Source organism: Elioraea rosea (assembly GCF_007644105.1).
In the GTDB taxonomy this organism is placed as follows: Bacteria; Pseudomonadota; Alphaproteobacteria; order Acetobacterales; family Acetobacteraceae; genus Elioraea_A; species Elioraea_A rosea.
Map to the genome: position 1 here is coordinate 1 of NZ_VFAC01000095.1, position 910 is coordinate 910.

The following is a 910-nucleotide window of genomic DNA, read 5'->3' on the forward strand; positions in this document are numbered from 1 at the left end:
GCCGGTGCGGCGCGGGGGCGTGACGCGCGCGCCGCCGCGCCGGTGGTCAGCGACGGCATCGTGCGCGCCTTCGGGCCCGGCGGGCCGCACGTGCCCACCCGAGACGCCGCGGCGGCCTTCTCGGCCGGGACGGGCCAGCGCGTCGAGGTGACCTTCGGGCCGGAGGCGAATTGGACCGCGGCCGCGCAGGCCGGCGCGGACCTGCTGTTCGGCAGCTCCGAGCAATCCATGGTCGCCTTCCTGAAGACCTACCGCGACTTCGACGTGCGCGCGGTGGAACCCATCGCGATCCGCCGCGCCGTGCTGCTCGTGCAGCCCGGCAATCCCAAGGGCATCACCGGCCTCGAGGACCTGATGCGGCCGGGCATGAAGGTGATCGTGAACGAAGGCGGCGGCGTATCGAACACCTCGGGCACGGGGCTCTGGGAGGACGTCGTCGGCCGGCTCGGCCGGCTCGAGGACGTGCGGCGGCTGCGCGCCAACATCGTGAGCTACAACTCGAACAGCGGCACCTCCTTCCGGCTGTTTCGCGATGCGGCGGCGGGCGTCGATGCCTGGATCACCTGGGTGGATTGGCACGCGGCGAACCCGGGCGCCGGCGAGCTGGTCGAGATCGAGCCGGAGCGGCGCATCTTCCGCACCGCCAACGTCGTGCTCCGCCCCGGCGCCGACCCGGCCGCCGGCGAGTTCATCGCATTCCTGAAGGGCCCCGAGGGCCGGCGAATCTTCGCGCGCTACGGCTACACGGCCTGACGCGCTATGCGGACGCCACTCTTGCGCGCGCTGCGCCGCCTGACGGCGCGCGCGCTGGCCGGGAGCGATGGGCCCCCGACGGTCGGGCTTCGCACGACGCGCCGCGCGTTGCTGCGCGGCGCGGGCGTCGTGGCCACTCAGGCGCTGGCAGCGCGCG

General features: G+C 74.4%; 1 protein-coding gene. It reads left to right on the forward strand.

The annotated features are described in order from the left end of the window. On the forward strand, positions 1–753 hold a 753-nt coding region (locus FIF60_RS21440; protein WP_144300320.1), incomplete at its 5' end, for a substrate-binding domain-containing protein. Between the last annotated feature and the right edge of the window lie 157 nt (positions 754–910).